Origin of the sequence: Streptomonospora halophila, assembly GCF_039542725.1 — a bacterium.
GTDB classification, from domain to species: Bacteria; Actinomycetota; Actinomycetes; order Streptosporangiales; family Streptosporangiaceae; genus Streptomonospora; species Streptomonospora halophila.
This window is the reverse complement of sequence record NZ_BAABIK010000015.1, coordinates 74,461-91,196: the sequence shown is the minus strand read 5'-3', so window position 1 is coordinate 91,196 and position 16,736 is coordinate 74,461. Positions and strand designations below refer to the sequence as shown.

The 16,736-nt window shown below is 74.9% G+C and carries 11 protein-coding genes; 7 read left to right on the top strand and 4 right to left on the bottom strand.

Going from position 1 to position 16,736, the window contains the following annotated elements; all coding sequences use genetic code 11:
* Positions 1-57: 57 nt before the first annotated feature.
* Complete coding sequence (locus tag ABEA15_RS14425; protein WP_345557033.1) at positions 58-1,026, bottom strand: 4-hydroxy-3-methylbut-2-enyl diphosphate reductase; 969 nt, start codon at positions 1,024-1,026, stop codon at positions 58-60.
* A gap of 397 nt (positions 1,027-1,423) precedes the next feature.
* Here ABEA15_RS14425 and ABEA15_RS14420 point away from each other — a divergent pair, with 397 nt between their 5' ends.
* The 3 genes from ABEA15_RS14420 (at position 1,424) to ABEA15_RS14410 (ending at position 4,271) form a co-directional block, all read left to right on the top strand.
* On the top strand, positions 1,424-2,026 hold the full coding sequence (locus ABEA15_RS14420; protein WP_345557032.1) for a DUF8129 domain-containing protein: 603 nt from the start codon (positions 1,424-1,426) through the stop codon (positions 2,024-2,026).
* A gap of 579 nt (positions 2,027-2,605) precedes the next feature.
* Complete coding sequence (gene xseA / locus ABEA15_RS14415) at positions 2,606-3,859, top strand: exodeoxyribonuclease VII large subunit (protein WP_345557031.1); 1,254 nt, start codon at positions 2,606-2,608, stop codon at positions 3,857-3,859.
* A gap of 196 nt (positions 3,860-4,055) precedes the next feature.
* The gene (locus ABEA15_RS14410; RefSeq protein ID WP_344144620.1) at positions 4,056-4,271 is read left to right on the top strand and encodes an exodeoxyribonuclease VII small subunit; all 216 of its coding nucleotides are present in this window, start codon (positions 4,056-4,058) and stop codon (positions 4,269-4,271) included.
* A 163-nt stretch (positions 4,272-4,434) separates the two neighbouring features.
* Here the strand turns inward: ABEA15_RS14410 and ABEA15_RS14405 are convergent, their stop codons facing one another.
* From ABEA15_RS14405 to ABEA15_RS14395, 3 genes are all read right to left on the bottom strand, one after another.
* The gene (locus tag ABEA15_RS14405; RefSeq protein ID WP_344144455.1) at positions 4,435-5,034 is read right to left on the bottom strand and encodes a DUF6542 domain-containing protein; all 600 of its coding nucleotides are present in this window, start codon (positions 5,032-5,034) and stop codon (positions 4,435-4,437) included.
* A gap of 5 nt (positions 5,035-5,039) precedes the next feature.
* Positions 5,040-6,476, bottom strand: a complete 1,437-nt coding sequence (locus ABEA15_RS14400) for a DNA recombination protein RmuC (RefSeq protein WP_345557030.1) — start codon at positions 6,474-6,476, stop codon at positions 5,040-5,042.
* A 150-nt stretch (positions 6,477-6,626) separates the two neighbouring features.
* Positions 6,627-7,439: an FkbM family methyltransferase gene (locus tag ABEA15_RS14395; protein WP_345557029.1), complete on the bottom strand. Its 813-nt coding sequence runs from the start codon at positions 7,437-7,439 to the stop codon at positions 6,627-6,629.
* A 443-nt stretch (positions 7,440-7,882) separates the two neighbouring features.
* Here ABEA15_RS14395 and ychF point away from each other — a divergent pair, with 443 nt between their 5' ends.
* The 4 genes from ychF (at position 7,883) to ABEA15_RS14375 (ending at position 16,685) form a co-directional block, all read left to right on the top strand.
* Complete coding sequence (gene ychF / locus ABEA15_RS14390) at positions 7,883-8,977, top strand: redox-regulated ATPase YchF (protein WP_344144449.1); 1,095 nt, start codon at positions 7,883-7,885, stop codon at positions 8,975-8,977.
* Positions 8,978-9,764: 787 nt separating this feature from the next.
* A complete protein-coding gene (locus ABEA15_RS14385; protein ID WP_344144447.1) occupies positions 9,765-10,739 on the top strand; it encodes a conjugal transfer protein in 975 nt (324 codons plus the stop codon).
* A gap of 87 nt (positions 10,740-10,826) precedes the next feature.
* Positions 10,827-11,132 (top strand): hypothetical protein, encoded by a 306-nt coding sequence (locus ABEA15_RS14380; RefSeq protein WP_386698988.1) that lies wholly within the window; start codon positions 10,827-10,829, stop codon positions 11,130-11,132.
* A 12-nt stretch (positions 11,133-11,144) separates the two neighbouring features.
* Positions 11,145-16,685 (top strand): TcpE family conjugal transfer membrane protein, encoded by a 5,541-nt coding sequence (locus ABEA15_RS14375; RefSeq protein ID WP_345557028.1) that lies wholly within the window; start codon positions 11,145-11,147, stop codon positions 16,683-16,685.
* Positions 16,686-16,736: the final 51 nt, after the last annotated feature.

The following is a 16,736-nucleotide window of genomic DNA, read 5'->3' as shown; positions in this document are numbered from 1 at the left end:
GCGCGCCAGCGGCCGCCGCCGGGACGGGCCCGGGGCGGCGGCCGGAAGCGGTTACGATCAGCCCGCGGACTCGGCGCGCAGGTCGCGGCGGAGCTCCTTGGGCAGGGAGAACGTGAGGCTCTCCTGCGCGGTCTCGACCTCGTGCACGTTCTCGTAGCCGGAGCGCGCCAGCCGGTCCAGCAGGTCCTGGACGAGGATGTCGGGAACCGAGGCGCCGCTGGTGACGCCCACGGTATGCACCCCCTCCAACCAGTCCTCGTCCATCAGTGAGGCGTTGTCGATCAGGTGGGCGCTGGTGGCGCCGGCCTCAAGGGCCACCTCGACGAGCCGGACCGAGTTGGAGGAGTTCTCCGAGCCGACCACGACGACCAGGTCGCACTCGGCCGCCATCTCCTTCACGGCGTCCTGCCGGTTGGAGGTGGCGTAGCAGATGTCGTCGCTCGGCGGGTCGAGCAGGTTCGGGAACCGCGAGCGCAGCGCGTCGACGGTGGCATTGGTCTCGTCCACGGACAGCGTGGTCTGCGACAGCCACGAGACGTTGTCGGGGTTGCGCACCTCGACCTTGTCGACCTCCTCGGGGCCGTCGACGATCTGGATGTGCTCGGGCGCCTCGCCGCTGGTGCCTTCGACCTCCTCGTGGCCGGTGTGGCCGATGAGGATGATGTCGCGGTCGTCGGAGGCGAAGCGCTTGGCCTCCTTGTGGACCTTGGTCACCAGGGGGCAGGTGGCGTCGATGGTCTTCAGCTGCCGCCGGTGGGCCTCGTCGTGCACCATCGGCGAGACGCCGTGGGCGGAGAACACCACGATGGCGCCCTCGGGGACCTCGCCGGTCTCCTCGACGAATACGGCGCCGCGCTTCTCCAGCGTGCTGACCACATGGGTGTTGTGCACGATCTGCTTGCGCACGTAGACGGGCGCCCCGTACTGCTCCAGGGCCTTCTCGACCGTGACGACGGCGCGGTCCACGCCGGCGCAGTAGCCGCGGGGCTTGGCGAGCAGGACACGGCGGCTGTTCGTCGCAGTCATGCACCCCATCCTAAGGGCCGTTGGGCGCCGCGGTCCCTGCGGCGGGGGAGCGGCATCCGTCACCCGGACCCGCGCGGTCCCAACGCGTCCATGCCGGCGGGAGGGGCGTCCGGTGCGCGGGGCGGAGCCGGACGGCGCCCGCCGCGGGAGGTGACCCCGCGATAACGGTCGGCGCTCGTTTCCGTCGCGACGAGGCGAAAGCATTCACTTTCGAGGCACTTCCGGCGACGCTTACTCCCCTATTCTTGACTCACCTGTGAAACGAAGGCCGCCGCGGCGGCGTCAGACCGCTCGGAACGGGGCGGGCGAGAGCGCGCTCCGTGTACCGTCCGAGCCGTGTACGCGGGGCCGCGCGCAGCCCCGTCCCTTGACGAGAGCATCAGGAGCGCCCAGTCCCATGTCGAATCCGTCCATCGCCAGCAAGCTGATGTCCATGGTCAAGGGCATCTTCGGACAGAAGGAACAGGCCGTCGCGCCGAGTCCGGCGTCCGCGTCCGCGGAGCAGAAGGCGGAGGCGGGTGCGGCTGAGAGCACCGCCGCCTCGGGCAACGCCACCAAGACCGCGGCGCCGGCCGGGGAGAAGGCCGGCAAGGCCGGCGAGAAGGGCGCCGGGGAGTCGGCGCCCGCGTCCGCCGAGGAGGCGGAGGAGGACAAGGCCGCCGGAGCCGAGAGCGGGACGGAGGAGTCCGCCGACCTGGTCGCCCCCGGCGAGCAGGCCGCCGTCGCCGAGGAGATCGCCGCCGCCGAGGCCACCACGCAGGAGTCCGACGACTCCGTCCTGGAGGACGTCCGGCGCCAGGCCGCCCCCTCACCCGAGGAGCTTCCGGTGCCCGGCTACGACGACCTCACCCTTCCCTCCATCCGTGCCCGCCTGCGCAAGCTCACCATCGACCAGGTGCGCGAGCTGCGCGCGTACGAGGTCGCCCACGGCGAGCGCGCCGAGTTCATCAAGATGTACGACAACCGCATCGCCAAGCTGCAGAGCGAGAGCCAGGAGTAGGGAGCCCCCGGCGGCTCCCCTCTCCCTGCTGCTCCCTCCGGCTTTCCAAGATCATGCGAGCACGGCGGCCGCCGCCACCGCGGCCGGGGCTTCGGCATGCCCACGTTCGGGCGCGGGTTCCGCGGAGTGCCCGGTGCCGCCCGCGGGTGGACTCGGGCGCACCATGGGCGCGCACCGGCGGAGCGCCGCACAGCGGCCCGCCGATCAGCACAGGAGCACGGCGCCCGCGAACACCGCCCGCGTCGGCTGGACCCGGGGAGCGGATCCGCAGGAGGAAGCCGGGGACCGCGACGAGCCGCACACCGCCGACATCGGACCGGCAGGGTGCGCCTGCGGCGGGGCATGCCCGGCGAGGGTCATGCGGGAGCGAGCGGCCGCCGGGCCGGTTCTCCCGGTGCCGGGACAGGGCGGTGGGACCGCGGACGCCACCGTCAACCGGCGGCGCCTTGGCCGCGGCCCGACTTCCGCACGGCACTCCGGTGCCGTCCCGGAGGACCGCTGCCCGCCCTTCGGCGCTTCGCGGGGCCGCCACGGCGTGCGGGGAGGGTTCTGTCGGTGTCCTGATCTAGGCTCGCAGCCATGGGTATGGAGAGCTCGCCCGAGTCCCCGCAGCCCGTCCGCGTCGTGATGCAGGCGGTCGGCGGGTGGATCGGGCGGCTGGGCAAGATCTGGGTCGAGGGCCAGGTCGCCGAGATGAGCCGGCGGGGCGGCACCGTGTTCATGACCCTGCGCGACCCGGTGGCCAACGTTTCGGCGCGCGTGGTGTGCCCGGTGCGGGTGCTGGAGGCGGTCGCGCCCGTGCCTGAGGCCGGCGCCCGGCTGGTCGTGCACGCCAAACCCGACTTCTACGTCGCCCGCGGCACGTTCTCGCTGCTCGCCCTGGAGGTCCGCCACGTCGGGCTCGGCGAGCTGCTGGCCCGCCTGGAGCGGCTGCGCGCCACGCTCGCGGCCGAAGGGCTCTTCGCCGACAACCGCAAGCGGTCGCTGCCGTTCCTGCCGGGCACCGTCGGACTGGTGTGCGGACGCGAGTCGGCGGCCGAGCGCGACGTGCTGGAGAACGGCCGCCGCCGCTGGCCCGCGGTCCGCTTCGAGGTGCGCGAGGTCGCGGTGCAGGGCGACCGCGCGGTCGGCGAGGTCCTGAACGCGCTCAAGGAGCTCGACGCGCATCCCGAGGTCGACGTGATCGTGATCGCGCGCGGCGGCGGGTCGCTGGAGGACCTGCTGCCCTTCTCCGACGAGGCTCTGGTGCGCGCCGTCGCCGCCACCCGCACGCCGGTGGTCAGCGCCATCGGGCACGAGCAGGACAGCCCGCTGCTCGACCTGGTCGCCGACGTCCGCGCCTCCACGCCCACCGACGCCGCCAAGAGGACCGTTCCCGACGTCGGCGAGCAGCTCCAGCTCGTCGCCCAGCTGCGCGACCGCGGCAGGCGCGTCCTGATCGGCGGCATCGAGCGCGAGCGCTCGTGGCTGGCCGGGATGCGCTCGCGGCCCGTGCTCGCCAGCCCCGTGCGCGAGATGGACCGGCTCACCGAGCAGGTCACCGGCCTGCGCGACCGCGCGCGGCGGTGCATGACCTCGGCGCTGGACCGCGCCGGCGACGGCCTCGCCCACACCCGCGCCCGGCTGCACGCGCTCTCGCCCGCCACCACACTGGCGCGCGGCTACGCGATCGTGCAGCGGGACGACGGTGCCGTCGTCCGCTCCGCCGCCGACGTCGGGCACGGCGATCCGCTGCGGGTGCGGTTCACCGAGGACAGCATCACGGTGACGGTCGACGGCACCGATCCCGATCCCGACCACGACACCGGTACCGACAGCGGCACCGACGGCTGACCGGGCGCGCCGTGCGGCGCGACCGACGACACCAGCGTGACGCGCGAAGAGCAGGAGGGGCTGCGCAGTGGCCGCCAAGGACAGCAGCAAGAACGGCAACCCGAAAAACGGGGGCACGGCGAACAGGGGCGCCGAGAACGGCGGAGCGCCGGCGGCCGCGGACGCCGCGGGCACCGGGACCGGCGCCGAACCCGAGCTGAGCTATGAGGAGGCCCGCGACGAGCTCGACTCCGTCGTCCGCCGGCTCGAAGCCGGCGGCCTGAGCCTGAAGGACTCGCTGGCGCTGTGGGAGCGCGGCGAGCACCTCGCCGCCACCTGCGAGCAGTGGCTCGAAGGGGCGCGCGCCAAGCTCGCCGTCGCGATGGAGGAGCGCGGCCAGGGCGGCGGCTCCGACGCCGAGACCCCGTTCTGACCGGGTCGCATCCCGGGTCCCACCGGTGTCGGCGGCGGGGCGTGGCGCGGCGGCAGGCGCCGGCGGCCGCGCCCGGCGCGGCGCGGGTGCGGTGGGACCGGCCGATACGCGGGCGCCCGCGTATCCCGGCGCGGGCCGCCGACGGGCGAGGGGCCCGCTCGCGTCACCCGTTCCGCCTGGGCTTCTCCTGCGGCGGGTTCCGGGGGCGGCGGCCGTTGAGCTCGTCGCTGAACGCGCGGACGTTGGCGGGCAGCCCGCGGAAGACCGCGATCACCAGCACCAGGGCCGTGCCCAGGAACAGCGACGGCGCGACGTCGGCGAGCCGGGTGGCCATGCCGACGGCCACCGCGCGGGTGTAGTCCGCCTCGCCCGCCGCCAGCGCCATCTCGGCGCCGAGCGCGGCGAGGAAGTAGGCCAGCGGCGGGCTCACGGTGAGCGAGAGCAGGTCGCCGGGGCGCACCAGCAGGGCGGCCCCCACGCAGGCCGCGGTGAACGCCACCCCGCTGACCAGCGCCGAGCTGAACACGTGGCCGACGAGGGTGAAGACCAGGCTGACGGCGGAGATCAGCAGAACGCCGCCGCGCCCCGTCAGGCGTATGCCGGCCAGGCCGGCCGGACCGCTCGCCGCCCCACTGCCCCCGGGCGCCTCGGGCTCGGCGCGGGGGGTGGGGCGGTGCGGCGGCCGCTGCACGGAGACCGGCGCTTCGTTCACGCGCTGGGGTTTGCGCGTCACCATTCCGGCACGCTCCCTCGTGTGGCTCACGGTAATCAGTATGTCACTCTCGGTGAGATATCGGTCTCCTCGGTCCGCGCCGTGTCCCCTGCCGGCTGTCCGAACCGGTCCGGGGCGTCCGGATCGGAGCCGTAGGAGCGGTCGCTCCCGCCTGTGTACGGCTCCGCCGCGGAGCCGAACGCGGAGCCGTATATCTCGACGCGGGGATCGGCGGCCCCGGTTCCGGACTCGGTGTCCTCGCCGCGCTCCGCGGACTCCCCCGCCAGCTCCGCAGAGGCGAGCGGCCGGGCCTGCTCCTGGACGCCTTCGGGGCGGCCGAGGTCGCCCTCGACCAGCCCCAGCTCCTCGAACCGGCGCGCTGTCACCATCACCCGGCTCTCCAGCGAGCCGACCGTCTGGTTGTAGGCGGCCACGGTCCGCGAGAGCGCCTTGCCCAGGCCCTCGACGTGCCCGCCCAGGGTCGACAGCCGCGAGTACAGCTGCTTGCCGAGGTCGAAGACCGCGCGCGCGTTCTCGCTGAGCGCCTCCTGCTGCCAGGCGTACTGCGCGGTGCGCAGAAGCGAGATGAGCGTGGTGGGCGTGGCGATGTGCACCCGGCGGCCCATGGCGTACTCCAAAAGCTGCGGGTCGTGCTCCAGCGCCGGTGCCAGGAACGCCTCGCCCGGTACGAACAGCACCACGAACTCCGGCGCCGGGGTGAAGGCCGCCCAGTAGGACTTGGCGGAGAGCTGGTCGACATGCGCGCGCAGGTGCTTGCTGTGCGCGCGCAGGCGCTCGGCGCGCGTGTCGCCGTCGTCGGTCTCGACCGCCTCCAGGTAGGCGGCCAGCGACACCTTGGAGTCCACGACGATGTTCTTCCCGCCCGCGAGCCGGACCACCATGTCCGGCCGGAGCCGGCCGTTGTCGGTGCTCGCGCCCGCCTGCTCCTCGAAGTCGCAGTAGGCGTCCATCCCCGCCAGCTCGGCCACCCGGCGCAGCTGGAGCTCGCCCCACCGGCCGCGCGCCTCGGGCCGCCGCAGCGCGGTCACCAGCGCCTGGGTCTGGTCGCGCAGCCGCTCGGAGCCCTGGCGCACCTGGTCGACCTGCTGCGCCAGCTCGGCGTGGGCCGAGCGGCGCCCGGCGTCGACCTCGCGGAGCTGATTCTCCACGCGGGCGAGCGTGTCCTTCAGTGGGGAGACGAGCTGCTCGACGGCGGCGCGGCGCTGCTCCATATCCTTGCCGGTCTCGGCGCCGACGGCCCGCAGCCGCCCTTCGGCCATCTCCATGAAGCGCCGGTTGGTCTCGTCCAGGGCCTCCGCCGACAGCGACCGGAAGCGCTCGCCGAGGCGGTCCTCGATGTAGGCGGCGCGCTCCTCGGACGCGCGGGCGTGCGCGCGCGCCTCGGCGACCCGGCTGCGCGCCAGCATCCAGCCCAGCGCGGCGCCGATCGCGAGTCCCACCAGAAGCACCAGGATCAAGTCAAGGCCGTCCATAGCCGCCCATGGTCTCAACCCGTGCACCCGCGGCACCGTCCGCCACGCGCGGGCGATGGTCCGGAATAGGCGGTGTGCGGCCCCTGCGGGCCGTCGCGCCGCGGCCGGGGCGAGGTCCGGGCACCGGCCGCCCGTGTGAAGGGCTCGGGATCAGCCCTGCGTAGCGGGCCTGCCCAGTGCGCGGTACCAGCCGCGGGCGGCGCGCCAGACCCGCTCCGGCACCGGCTCGGGTGCGAACAGCCACATCCGCTGGCCGGGGTCGGGGCCGCGGCCGACGATCACCGCGCGCAGCGGGTAGGGCGGGTCGCCGCACAGGTGGTACCAGCAGTAGCCGAACGGCTCCAGCAGGGCCATCAGCCGCTCCGCCACCCCGTGCTCGGGGCGGACCTCGCAGAAGATCCAGGGCCGGAAGCGCCGCAGCACCTCCAGCGCGCCGGCGACCACGTCCGGCTCGGTGCCCCCGGTGTCGATCTTGACGATCGAGGGCGCCGCACCCGCGCGCTCGCGCCAGTGCGACAGGGACTCCACCGGCACGAGCACCCGGCCGAGCAGCGGGCGGTTGTCGGCGGCCAGGGAGCTGGCGGTGTCGGAGACGGGCGAGAGCCGCAGGGCCGCGGTGCCGCTGTGGTTGCTCAGCGCGAGCCGCTCCACACCGACGCCGAGCCCGTTGGCGCGGGCGACGGCCTCGGCGGTGTCGGCGACGCGGGGCGCGGGTTCGAACGCGAAGACGCGCCGGCTGCTGCGAGCCGCCGCGAGCGCGGAGTAGAGGCCGATGTTGGCGCCGACGTCGAGCACCGCGCCGGGCCGGGCGTGCTCCAGCGCGGCCAGGAAGCAGGCCAGCGTCTCGGGCTCGTAGGCGGCCAGGCCGCCGTGGTGCAGGCGCCGCGCCACGCCGTAGTCGCCGGGCGCGGTGATCGTCAGGGACGGGGGCCCGGTGCCGGACCAACCCTCGCGGCGGGGCATGGCAAGCTCGAACCGACGCTCCCACGGGGGGACGTGCGCCGGATCCAGTCCGCCGAGGCGCTGAGGCAGTCGGATCCGTATCTGGCGGGTGGCGTACCGCACCGCCGGGTATCGGTGGACTAAGGCGCGCATCTGGCCGTGTACCACGGACGGACCCCCACTCGTGTACCTCGCTGCTGCGATCCGCACGGGCTGCGTGTCGGTCGCGGCGCACCGGCGCGGTCGCCCGGCAGCCCCCCAGCGGCCAGGTCGCGCCCCCTCCCAGGTCCGTGCGCCGCATCCGGCGTGCTTTCGCGCAGACGTGACCGGTTCAACATGAAGTTACTCCGAAACCGGGCAGCGCGCAGGGCGTTTCATCCGAAGATGGAGCGCGTGTCACCGAAAAGTCCGCGTCCGTTCCGTGCGGCGAGTCCGCCCTGCGTGAGCACCTAGACTCGGTCGACGTGAGCCTCTCCATTGGGATCGTCGGTCTGCCGAACGTCGGCAAGTCCACGCTGTTCAACGCCCTGACCAAGAACGAAGCCCTGGCGGCGAACTACCCGTTCGCCACAATCGAGCCCAACGTCGGCGTCGTCGGGGTGCCCGACCACCGGCTCGGAACACTGGCCGGGATCTTCTCCTCGGCCAAGGTCATCCCGGCCACGGTGGACTTCGTGGACATCGCCGGCATCGTCCGCGGCGCCTCCGAGGGCGAGGGCCTGGGCAACCAGTTCCTGGCCAACATCCGCGAGAGCGACGCGATCTGCCAGGTCATCCGCGCGTTCGAGGACCCCGATGTCACCCACGTCGACGGCGACATCCAGCCCTCGCGCGACATCGAGACGATCAACACCGAGCTGATCCTCGCCGACCTGCAGACGCTGGACAAGGCGCTGCCGCGGCTGGAGAAGGACGCCAAGCGCAACGCAAAGGACAAGGCCGCCCAGGAGGCGCTGGCCACCGCACGCGAGGCGCGGCGGGTGCTCGACGAGGGCGTGGGCCTGTCGGTGGGCGCGGCGCCGGCCGGCATCGACGTGTCGCTGCTGCGCGAGCTGAACCTGCTGACGGTCAAGCCCTTCATCTACGTGTTCAATCTGGACACCGACGAGCTCGGCGACTCCGCGCTGCGCGCCAAGCTGTCGGAGCTGGTCGCCCCGTCCGAGGCGGTCTTCCTCGACGCCAAGATCGAGGCGGAGCTGGCCGAGCTGGAGGAGGACGAAGCGGCCGAGCTGCTGGAGTCGATGGGCCAGACCGAATCCGGGCTCGCCCAGCTCGCCCGGGTCGGGTTCGCCACGCTCGGGCTGCAGACCTTCCTCACGGCCGGCCCCAAGGAGTCCCGCGCCTGGACGATCCGCAAAGGCGCCACGGCGCCCGAGGCGGCCGGGGCCATCCACACCGACTTCCAGCGGGGCTTCATCAAGGCCGAGGTCGTCTCCTACGGCGACCTGGTCGAGGCCGGCACCATGCAGGCGGCCAGGTCGGCCGGCAAAGTGCGCATGGAGGGCAAGGAGTACGTGATGTCCGACGGCGACGTGGTGGAGTTCCGCTTCAACGTGTGAGCGCGGAGTCTCCACGGTCGCTGACCTCCTACGGCGCGGCGGGGGCCGCGGCCCGGCGCGCGTCGGGCGCACCGGCGCCCGGCCTCTCGGCGAGGCCGGCTCCGTGTCTCGACGCCCGTCGTGCCGATCGGCCGATCGCGTCGGCGCGGCCGGATGCTCGCGGGTGAGCGGGAGTCCCGCACCGGCATCCGGCGTGTCGAGGCGCCACCGGTGCGGTTCGCCTCACCGGGGACGGAGCTGCCCGTTTCGGACAGCTTTTTAAGGCTCCCAATCTCTGTCCGGTTATCGGACCGTTTCTGCACTGTGCGTAGTATTCCCAGTTCAGGGGATTGTGGTCGGTGCGGCGTGAATCCGTCGGGAACTCCGGATGAATGACGTCACATCCGTCTCTCGGCGACCGGCTCCGGAGCATGTCCCACCATGGGACCGGTGATCATTCGTGTGGGGAAATGTGCAGGTCGACGCCGTATTCGAGTGTGAAGCGCGACCTCTCTGCAGACGTAAACGCCAGAGGGGGCTTCCTGCTCGGCGGTAGCTTCCTTTCCGGTCGGCCCGCAATCGGCACGTTGACCGTGCCTGTTTCCTGGGTTTTGCTGGTATTGCCCGGCATGCCTCGAACGCCCCTTGATCACGAGGTGTGTCGGGAGTACACCGAGGCGTCCGGCACGAAACACGGAGGAGTATTGGCGGCTGAGATGCGGAACAATGGCGCACCATAGGTGTGGGGTAGACATGGCACCGGGAATCCGGCCGGTGCACTGTGCCCACGAGGGGATGGGGAGGCGTGATGGCGCGCAAGCCGACCGCGCGACGCGGCGGCGGACCCGTTGGGGAGCCCGCTGAGGCGGACGGCCTCTACGAGTTCGGCGACCCCCCGCGGCGCAGTCGGCGGCCCCGCGCCGGTGCCGGCGGGCGCTGGTGGATCTGGGTCGGCCGGGCGGTGCTGTGGGCCTTCATCATCGTCGTCCTCTTCAACGGCGTCTGGATGCCGCTGCGCCAGGGCATGGCCGAGCCCTCGCCCGAGGAGGAGGCGTCCTCCGGCGGGCCCGAGTTCCCCGAGACCGCCGCATCCGGCTTCGCCGCGCGCTTCGCGGACGTCTACCTGAACGCCGACGGCCTGCAGAGCGAGGAGCGCGCCGACGCCCTGGCCGCGTTCGTGCCCGAGGGCCGCGCCGCGTCCTTCGCCGGCGAGGGGGAGTCCTTCACCGGCGACGACATCGGGGTCGTCGGCGTGCAGGTCCGCGACGACCACAACGCCGTCGTCACCCTCAGCGCCGACGTCAACGGATCGCCGATGAGCCTGGACGTCCCGGTCTACGCGGCCGACGCCGACAACTTCGTCGTCTCGGGCCGGCCGGCCCTGCTCGCCGCACCCGGCCGTGCGCAGCTGCCCGACCCCGAGGTCTCCGAGACCGACGCCGCGGCCCGCGAGGAGCTGCTGCCCCGCCTGGAGCGCTTCTTCGGCGCCTACGCGGAGGACCCCGACTACCTCTCGGACTTCGTCGAGCCCGGGGCCCGGATCGACCGGCTGCCGCCCGAGACCCTGGAGTTCGTCGAACTTGTGGACATCGCCGTCCCCGCCTCCGGATCGGGGGACAATGAGGGGCGGCAGGTCACGGCAGAGGTGGTGTGGCGGCCCGCCGGAGCAGACGAGACCACGGCCGCCGAACTCACCCAGAGCTATGAGCTCACCGTCGTCAAGGACGGCGAGAACTGGTATGTGCGAGAGATCCATGGAGCCCCGCAGTCGTTCGGCGAATAGCCGCGGCGGCATCCGGCAGGGCCCTGAAGCCGAGGAGACGAGAAACCATGCAGCGCAGACGTGAGACGCGAGGGGACGGCGACTGACATGCACCCCCTGGTCACGGGTCTCACCCAGGCGATGGCCGACACCGCGGGCCCGATTGCCCTCGCCGCGACCGAGAACGCCCCGGACACGTCCGGGCTCGCCGATTTCCTCCGCGGCTTCTTCGGTCCCCTCTTCCTGGTCATCGTCTCGGTCGTCGCCATCTTCTTCCTGTTCACCAGGGAGATCACCCGATTCGCGCAGTTCATCATTCTCGCCATCTTCATCGGAATCGTGTTCTACGTGCCGGGGATCATCGAGGTGACCGCGCGGGCCATCGCCCAGGCGATGGGTGTGACGACCGAGTAGGAGGCCCCAGACGTGGACCTGCCCACGTACACCAACATCTGGCGTATCGAGAAGAAGCTCTACAAGCTGTATGACTTCCGGCTCCCGCAGCCGGTCTCGGTCGTCTACATCGGTGTCGTCGTGGGTGTGGGCTTCGTCTGGGTCATGCTGCTGCGGCTCATCGGCGTCCCGCTGGAAATGCCGCTGCACGTCGTCTACATCGTTCCGCCGTTCGTCATCGCCTTCCTCGCCACCCGGCCGGTCGTCGAGGGCAAGCGGCTCAGCGAGCTGATCGTCTCCCAGATCCGGTTCACGGCCGAGCCGCGGGTCTTCACCCGGCTGCGCCCCGAGCGCGAACCCGCCGCGGTCGAGGTCACCGTGCGGGTCTGGCACCGCGACCCCCAGGCGGGGCCGCTGCCCGCGGTCGCCGCGGACGCCGGCGTGCGCGAGCGCGGGAGGGAACGCGGCGGGGTCCCGGCGCGCCGGACCTCCACCGGGCCGAACCGCACGGCGGAGCAGGCGCCCTCCCTCGCGGGTGCTCTGCCGTCCGCGCCCCCGCAGGCGACCGGCGGCCCGGCGGAGGAGGAGGGCCCACCCGAGCCGCTGTGGGACGACGCCATCGCCGCGCCGAAGGCGTCCGTGAACGGATCCCGGGCCGAGCCCCTGTACCCGGCTGCGCGCACCGGCGCGTCGGTCGCCGAGCCCGCGCCTGCGCAGGAACCGGAGCCCGCGGGCCGGGAGCGCGGGGCCGGAGCGGCGACCGAGCCCGAGCCGGTCGGCGCATCCGCGCCCGCACCGGCCGAACCTCCGGACCTCCGGGGCGAGTGGGAGCGGGACGACGGCGCGGAGCCGAGGCGCGGCGGAGCCCGGCGCCGGGGCGTCGGGCTGCGGGTCCTCAACTACTTCGGATTCGCCCTCGACCGGCAGCCGGGCCGCAGCGGTGCGTCCGAACACCGCGGCGAACCGGCCCCGGGAGTGCGTCGGCGCCCGGCCCGCGGCCCCGTATCCGGTCCCGTACCCGGTGCCGCGCGCACGCCGGTGGAGCTCGCCGAGCACCTCGCCGCCGCCGAGCACCCGTCCCGGCGCGAGCGCCCGGAGGAGGCGTCCGGCACGGCGGCGCCCGCGTCCACCGCCGAGGCGGCAGACGCCCCGGCGGTCGCCGAGCGCCCCGAGCCGCCCGGCTCCAGCGCCCGCCGGCGCGCCGAGGAGATGATGGCGGCACCGGCGCCCGCCGAGCCGCGTGCGGCCGCGCCCCCCGGCGCGGACGCATCCGGCGCCGAGACTGCGCGCCCCGCCGCCGAGCAGGGCGGGGCGCCCGCAGCCAAGCAGCGCCCGCAGCGCCGTCTGCGCGGCCGCGCACAGGGAATGGAGGTCGCCCGCCGACTGGAGCGCGAGCGGTCGACCGGGGACGCCTCTGCGGCGGCTCCTACCGCGGAGTCCGCCGCCGGCGCCGAGCGGGCGGTCGGCACCGAACGCGCCCGCGCTCCGCAGCCGGCCCGACCCGCCCCCGGCGACGGCGCCCCTTCGGGTCGGCCGTCCCTGCGCGAGCGGCGCGCGCAGCGCCGCCCGCACGCGGCCCCGTGGGATCTGCCCGTTCCCCTGGCCGGAGCCGACGCCGACCGGCCCGACGCCGGCGACCAGCGCAGCGAGGGTGCCGAATCCGACGCGGACGGCGCCGCCGGCCGCGTCCGGGAGCGTGGCGCACCCGGCGCTCCGCCCGCCGACGCGCGGCGCCCGGCCGGCGCCGCCCAGGACGGCCCGTGGGCGGCGGACAAGCCCGCCCTGGAGCTGGACCACGGGACGGGCGAGCACGAGAACCTTTCGGGAGTGGTGCGGGTGTTCTCCGCGCCCGCGGCCCCGGACGTGCCGTCCACCGGCAACGGGCACCCGTCCGGAAGTGGCGACGAGGGCGGCGGAGCGGTCGGCGCCCACGGGCCCGCCGCCGCGTCGCAGAACGGCGGGCCCGGCGAGGCCAAGCCTCCTCTGCAGCTCGACCACGGCACAGACGAGCACGAAAGCCTGTCCGGGGTCGTCGGGGTGTTCGCCGCGCCGTCGGACGGAGGCGCCCCGGAGCGGACCGATCCGGTCGCCGGACCCGCGCAGGGCGAGCGCGGTGACCGCGCGGTCGCGCCGGGACCGCCGCAGGCCGTGGACGCCGAGCAGCCGCCGAGCGGCGCTCCGTCGTCCTGGGCCGACGGTTCGGACGACGCGCCCGCCGACACCGCCGACCGCCCCGCGCTCGGATCCGCGGCCACCGGAACCGCCGAGACACCTACCGCCGAACCGGCGGCCGGATCGGACCGGGGTGCGGACCCCGGCACCGGCGTCGACCGCGCGGACGGCGAGCCCGAGGACGGCCGGGACGACGGACGCGCCGGGGCGGCGAGCGGCGCGGGGGCCCCTTCCGACGCCCCCGACGAGCGGCTGTCGGTTTTGAACCGCTACCTGAGCCGTACCGACACTCCGGCGCCGCGCCCGCCGCGCTTCGCCGAGGCCGGCGGCCACGAGCCGCGGCGTCCGGTCGCCTGGTTCACCGACGCCCCCGACCCGCACGACGCCCCCGCAGCCCCCGGCGAGAGCGCCCCCGGCCCCCGCCCCGACCGAGCGGACGCCGTCTCCGTGAGCGACGGCCGCCCTGGCGCGGACGCGCCGCGCGAGGGAGCCCCGGAGCCGCCCCCGGACGGGCAGGACGCGGCGGCGGCGTCGGCGGGTTCCGCTGGTCGGCGTGCGGGCGGTGAGCCGGTCGGCGACGGTGCCTCGGACGAGCGGGCGCCTTCCGGCGTTGGCACCGGTACCGGCGGGTCCGCTGAGCGGGTGGCCGAGGTCTCGGGCGAGGGGCGGTTCGGGGAAGGCGGGTCGTCCGGCGACCGCGAGCCCGGTTCCGCCGTCGGCCACGCCGGGGGCGCGGACACGGCCGCTCGCCCCGAGCCCTCGCGCGAGAGCCGCAGTGGCAGCGACGCGTCGCAGGACGCGGCGGCGTCGGCTGGTTCGGCCGGTCGGCGTGCGGGCGGTGAGCCGGTCGGCGGGGGCGCCTCGGACGAGCGGGCACCTTCCGGCGTTGGCACCGAATCTTCCGCCACTCGGGCGGGCTCCTCCGTCGGCGACCGTGATGGCGACGCCGGGGGCGCGGCCGCTCGTCCCGAACCGTCGCCTGATCACGAACGTGGCCGGCGAGGCGCCGAACGTTCCGGCCGACCGGAGCACGTCGCGCAGTCGGCCGCCGGAAACCGGAGCGAGGAGAGAACGCCGTCCCGGAAAGCTGAAACCTCCGACGGGACCGCCGAGCGCACCGACGCGCTCGGAGAAGGCACTCCCTCCGAGGCCAAAGGGTCCGAGGCCGAGAACACCCCGGAGCCCGCCTCCGGCCTCCAGGACGCCCGCCCGGCGGTCGGTCGGCAGTCGCTCCCGCCGCTGGCCGGGCCACCGGTCGACACCGGACGGACCTCGTCGCTGCGCGGCGACGCCGCCACCGACGACGAGGGCGGCGCGCCCGAAGGCGCCGACACCGGAGCCTCCGGCGGCCGCACCGATGCGGAGGCGGCCGGTACGGGCCCCGACCGCGGCGGCGCCCCCCGTGCCCGCGTGCACGGAGCCGTCGAAGCCGGCCGTACCGCGGGCGGCGACGAGGCGGACGGAGCCGAGCACAGCGCCGTGGCCGCCCAGGGAGCCCTCCCACCGCTGGCCGGCGCTCCTGAGGAGTCCGGCGCCAACGCCCCCGTCCGAAGCGGCGCCGCCGCAGAGGACGCGCTCCATCGCGGCGGGGAACCGGATGAGTCCGGCGAGAGCGGTCGGTACCGCGAAGACGACCGGCCGGGTGCGGCCGCCTCCGGCGCCGAGCGCCGCACCGGCGACTCCGCCGCAGCGCCGCGGGCCGACGTCGCGCCCTCGGTCGCCGTGCCCGCGAAACCGCCGCTGGAGCTGGACCACGGCACCGGCGAACACGAGTCCTTCGGCCAGGTGGACGCTCCCGACCGCCGCACGACCGCGGCCGACCTGGAGGCGGCCGAGGCGGCGGCCATCCGGGCGCGCGCCGGCCGCACCGGGCGGACCGATGCCCCCGGGGACGCGGACGGCGCTCACGAGCCGACGCGGGACCGGTCCGACCGCCCCGACCCCGCCGCCGCCGAGCGGGCCGAGCCCGGTCGGGCCGCCGCCGATCGTCCCGATCCTGCCGCCCACCCCGACCGCTCCGACCGGCTCGCACGCACCATCCGGTCCAGCCCCACCGGCGGCTCGCCCGCGCCCGCCCGCGACGCGGCCGACGACGGCGACCGGCGGAACGAGGGCGGCGACGCGGAACCCGACACCCGCGAGCGGCGCCTCCGCAGTGCCCCGGCCGCCCGCGTGGACGACGGCGTCTTCAGCCGCGTCGCGCAGAACGCCCGCCGCCTCAGCCACCTGTTCGGGCAGACGCCGCCCGGCACACCCCCCGACCCCGCGCCCCGCTCCGAGAGCACGACCGCGGGCGGCACCGCCGGACCGCCCGATCAGCAGGCCGCCGAGCGCCCGGGACCGCCCTCCCCGGCCGACCCCGCCGAGGCCGAAAAGCCCGAGCTCCAGCTCGACCACGGCACCGGCGAGCAGGAGGGGATGGGCCGTACGGCCAAGGGCGCGTCCGCCCAGCAGGACCGGCCGAGCAGCGCGGCCGGGACGGCGCCCGGCGACTCCGGGGCCACCCGGGGCTGGCGCCGCCTCGCCCGCGTCGTCACGGGCGGATCGGCGGCCGCGGCCAAGTCCGACCTGCCCGCCGTCGACATCGAGCGGCTGCGCACGCCGCTGCCGAGCCCCCGCAACGTCGTCGTGCTCGGCTGCACCGGCGGCGCCGGCCAGACCGTCACCACCCTCATGCTCGGCCACACCCTCGCCGCCTACCGCGACGAGCGGGTGGTCGCCGTCGACGTCAACCCCGGCAGCGGAGGCCTGTCCCGGCGCATCCGCACCGAGACCCCCGAGACCGTGACCTCGCTGCTGGCCAACGCGGACCGCGTCCACGGCTACGCGGCCATGCGCCGCTACACCTCCCGCGCGGCCACCGGCCTGGAGGTCGTCGCCACCCTCGACGACCCCTACGTGCAGACCCTCGACGACCGTGACTACGCGGGCCTGGCCGGGCTGCTGGAGCGGTTCTACGAGATCACCGTGCTCGACCCCGCCGCGACCGGCGTCGCCCGCTCCCTCCCCGCCGCCGACGGCATGGTGCTCGTGGCGCCGGCCAGCGAGGACGCCGCGCGGGCCGTCGCCATGACCTTCGAATGGCTCGACGGCCACGGCTACTCGGCCCTGCGCTCCACCGCCGTGGTGGTGATCAACGGCGTCAGCAAGCGCAGCCTGGCCGACGTCGACGCCGCCGAGCAGGTGGCGCGCGGACGCTGCCGGGCCATCGTGCGGGTGCCCTGGGACGACCACCTCGCCGCGGGCAAGGTGGTCGACGTCGGCGCGCTCCGCCCCACCACCCGTCGTGCGCACGGAGCCCTGGGCGGGGTCCTGGTGCGCGGCATGGACGGCGGTCCGGCGCCCTCGGGCCAAGCCGTACCGGGAGGCAGGCGACGCAGCCCCTCGGAGACCCGCGGATGACGCGCTCCAGACACCGGCTCCGCACACGCGGCGCGCGCGACCGCACCACCA

What these genes read in the sequence shown, in the direction of transcription:
- ABEA15_RS14425 (WP_345557033.1), bottom strand. Translation starts at nt 1,026, where the DNA reads ATGACTGCGACGAACAGCCGCCGTGTCCTGCTCGCCAAGCCCCGCGGC.
- ABEA15_RS14420 (WP_345557032.1), top strand. Translation starts at nt 1,424, where the DNA reads ATGTCGAATCCGTCCATCGCCAGCAAGCTGATGTCCATGGTCAAGGGC.
- xseA (WP_345557031.1), top strand. Translation starts at nt 2,606, where the DNA reads ATGGGTATGGAGAGCTCGCCCGAGTCCCCGCAGCCCGTCCGCGTCGTG.
- ABEA15_RS14400 (WP_345557030.1), bottom strand. Translation starts at nt 6,476, where the DNA reads ATGGACGGCCTTGACTTGATCCTGGTGCTTCTGGTGGGACTCGCGATC.
- ABEA15_RS14395 (WP_345557029.1), bottom strand. Translation starts at nt 7,439, where the DNA reads ATGCCCCGCCGCGAGGGTTGGTCCGGCACCGGGCCCCCGTCCCTGACG.
- ABEA15_RS14385 (WP_344144447.1), top strand. Translation starts at nt 9,765, where the DNA reads ATGGCGCGCAAGCCGACCGCGCGACGCGGCGGCGGACCCGTTGGGGAG.
- ABEA15_RS14380 (WP_386698988.1), top strand. Translation starts at nt 10,827, where the DNA reads ATGCACCCCCTGGTCACGGGTCTCACCCAGGCGATGGCCGACACCGCG.